The 2,834-nt window shown below is 38.0% G+C and carries 4 protein-coding genes; 1 reads left to right on the forward strand and 3 read right to left on the reverse strand.

The features are described 5' to 3' along the window. Positions 1 to 454 (forward strand): uridine kinase family protein (locus tag AC1DPQ_RS23530; protein ID WP_477611051.1); only part of this gene is annotated, 454 nt, incomplete at its 5' end. A 259-nt stretch (positions 455 to 713) separates the two neighbouring features. Here the strand turns inward: AC1DPQ_RS23530 and AC1DPQ_RS23535 are convergent. From AC1DPQ_RS23535 to AC1DPQ_RS23545, 3 genes are read right to left on the reverse strand one after another with little or no spacing between them, the layout of a single operon-like run. Continuing rightward, the gene (locus tag AC1DPQ_RS23535; protein ID WP_477583344.1) at positions 714 to 1,376 is read right to left on the reverse strand and encodes a CoA transferase subunit B; all 663 of its coding nucleotides are present in this window, start codon (positions 1,374 to 1,376) and stop codon (positions 714 to 716) included. Beyond that, a complete protein-coding gene (locus tag AC1DPQ_RS23540; RefSeq protein WP_477583342.1) occupies positions 1,377 to 1,733 on the reverse strand; it encodes a DUF4260 domain-containing protein in 357 nt (118 codons plus the stop codon). Then, complete coding sequence (locus AC1DPQ_RS23545) at positions 1,733 to 2,434, reverse strand: CoA transferase subunit A (RefSeq protein WP_477583340.1); 702 nt, start codon at positions 2,432 to 2,434, stop codon at positions 1,733 to 1,735. The genes AC1DPQ_RS23540 and AC1DPQ_RS23545 overlap by 1 nt, the downstream gene beginning before the upstream one ends. Positions 2,435 to 2,834 lie beyond the last annotated feature (400 nt).

Raw genomic sequence — 2,834 nt, forward strand, 5'->3', positions numbered from 1 at the left:
CATTGATAGCGAACAGTTTTTAAGAGACATTAAGCAGTTAATGACTGGCGAGGTTGTTTATAAAAAAGAATACAACTTCAATAACCCACTCGCCGTTGTTAAAATTTTGGAGATTAAATCGGCACCAATCATTATTGTAGAAGGTCATTTTATTCTCCACGTTAAAGAAATTGCCGCACTGCTGGATCATACCATCTTTGTTGATGCAGATGAACAGGTAGCTTTAGATCGCCGTATAAAACGCGATGGCTTGGAACGTGGTTACCCTGAAGATGATGTATTGTACAAATGGCACAACCATGTAGTGCCAGCCTATAAAGAATATTTATTGCCGTATCGCGAACAATGTAATAAGGTAATAATGAATAACACCAATGAACCTGAAGAAATTATCGGTATCACCGAAGATATCTCTAACGATTTAAGAAACAGTATTTTAGTAGATATACAGTAAAAATATATCCAATATGAAAGAAGTCAAGTTTTTAAAAACTTGACTTCTTTTTTTTTGCGAGGAATCGTCATTCCCAACCTGATTGGGAACCACGAAGTGCTCATGAATGCCTTTGAAAACATGAAAACTTATGAATAATCGTAATGCCTTGATAGGGTTAACAGGGTGCATTAAGATTCCCGCCTGCGCGGAAATGACGATCGTTCTTTAGAATCAACCATCACCACCGCCGTGGTTTGTGTCCTCACAAACCACCAATTTAATCCAATCTCATTTCAGGAATCTCTCCTTCTACTACCAGTCTTCCAGCTGTAGATTGTTGTATAAATTCGATACTTACGCCTGGTGCACGCTCCAAAAGTTTAAAACCACCTTCAGGTAAAATATCCAAAACCGCCAATTCAGTTACAATTTTTTTAATGCATTTTACACCGGTTAAAGGCAAAGTACATTTAGGTAATAATTTACTTTCTCCGGCTTTATTGATGTGCTGCATCGCTACAACGATATTTTTGGCTGATGCTACCAAATCCATAGCTCCGCCCATTCCCTTAACCATTTTACCGGGGATTTTCCAGTTAGCAATATCTCCATTTTCTGACACCTCCATGGCTCCCAGAATAGTCAGATCTACTTTTTGCGCACGGATCATCCCAAAACTCATGGCCGAATCAAAAATAGACGATCCTGGCAAGGTAGTAATGGTCTGTTTCCCTGCGTTAATTAAATCGGCATCTTCCTCTCCTTCGAAAGGAAATGGCCCCATACCCAATAAGCCGTTTTCAGACTGTAACACTACGTTAATTCCCTTTGGAATATAATTGGCAACCAAAGTAGGTATGCCAATACCAAGGTTAACATAATATCCGTCTTTTATTTCTTTAGCAATACGCTGTGCGATTTCTTCTTTTGAAAATGCCATTTATTTATTTTTTCCTATTAAACCTAAATGTGTGTGATTAAATGCATCGCTATATTTCAACCCATAACCTAGCGCCCTATCCATGCAAGAATGGGCAAATAACATAATGCCCGATAACTGCAATATGGGTAAATGATAATAAAATCCGATCAAGAAAATTAATATTGCTATCGCTTTATGGTGAACTATGTTATAAAGCCATGCACCAACTTTTGGGCCTGCCAGATAACCCAGCATGCTTAAATCTGGTACAAGCAGCAATACTGGAAATATCCACCAATGAAATGACAATTTAGAAAAGGCAAATATTGCCAATAGAAACATGGCCATTTCTTCGATTGCAATTATTTTCTTCATTACGATTTTGTTCTTACGGTTCGTTGCTCGATTCTTTTCTCATAATCTTTCCCTTGAAAAATCCGATGAACATAAATACCAGGCGTATGGATATAATCTGGATCTAATTCACCAGCTTCTACCAATTCTTCTACCTCGGCAATGGTTACTTTACCTGCCATAGCCATTATAGGATTAAAGTTGCGGCTGGTAGACCTGAAGATCAAATTCCCAGCGGTATCACCTTTCCAAGCTTTAACAATAGCGAAATCAGCATCAAAGGCATATTCCATTAAATAATCCTTACCATCAAAATTGCGCACTTCTTTGCCTTCTGCCACTTCGGTGCCCACGCCCGCAGGCGTAAAAATTGCCGGCATACCATATCCGGCAGCCAGGCAACGCGTAGCTAAGGTACCTTGCGGAATAAGATCTACTTCAAGTTCGCCACTCAGCAATTGCCTTTCAAATTCGGCATTTTCACCTACATACGAAGAAATCATTTTTTTAACCTGGCGTTGTTTCAGCATTAAACCAATACCAAAATCATCAACACCAGCATTATTAGAGATGCAGGTTAAATTTTTCACCTGTTTGTTTACCAAAGCATTAATGCAATTTTCTGGAATACCGCAAAGCCCGAAACCGCCAAGCATAAGGGTAGCACCATCTGATATATCTTTGATAGCCTCTTCAGCTCCAGATACCACTTTATTTATCATCTTATGAATTTTTTGGTTAGTTTGCTAAATTACAAATTGCCTTCAAAAATGTAGCATTTATAATTTTTAAATCTTCCAGGAATATTAATTAATTGGAATTAATCTAAATAACTATTACCTTTGTGCTGCAATGATTTACGAGAGAGAAGAAAGTCTATTCATATTACCCACCGATCCTGAATTTCAAAAAGGCATGGGTTTTATTTTCAGCTGTACGGCTGAGCACAAAAAATGTTGTGAGAAATTCAAAAAAGGTAAACGCTGTAAAAAGTGCCCCGGACGGAAAAAATAATTAATCTACTTCGCAATTTCTACAATTTTATCATCGCTTCCATTACTGGTACAGATATAAATTTTCCCTTCTGGCGATTGGCAAACAGCCCTTATCCTACCATAAGTG

The sequence above is a fragment of the Pedobacter sp. 01T416_2 genome (assembly GCF_056398925.1).

Excerpts from the sequence above, each read along its gene's own strand:
- AC1DPQ_RS23535 (WP_477583344.1), bottom strand. The coding sequence starts at position 1,376 with ATGGCATTTTCAAAAGAAGAAATCGCACAGCGTATTGCTAAAGAAATA.
- AC1DPQ_RS23540 (WP_477583342.1), bottom strand. The coding sequence starts at position 1,733 with ATGAAGAAAATAATTGCAATCGAAGAAATGGCCATGTTTCTATTGGCA.
- AC1DPQ_RS23545 (WP_477583340.1), bottom strand. The coding sequence starts at position 2,434 with ATGATAAATAAAGTGGTATCTGGAGCTGAAGAGGCTATCAAAGATATA.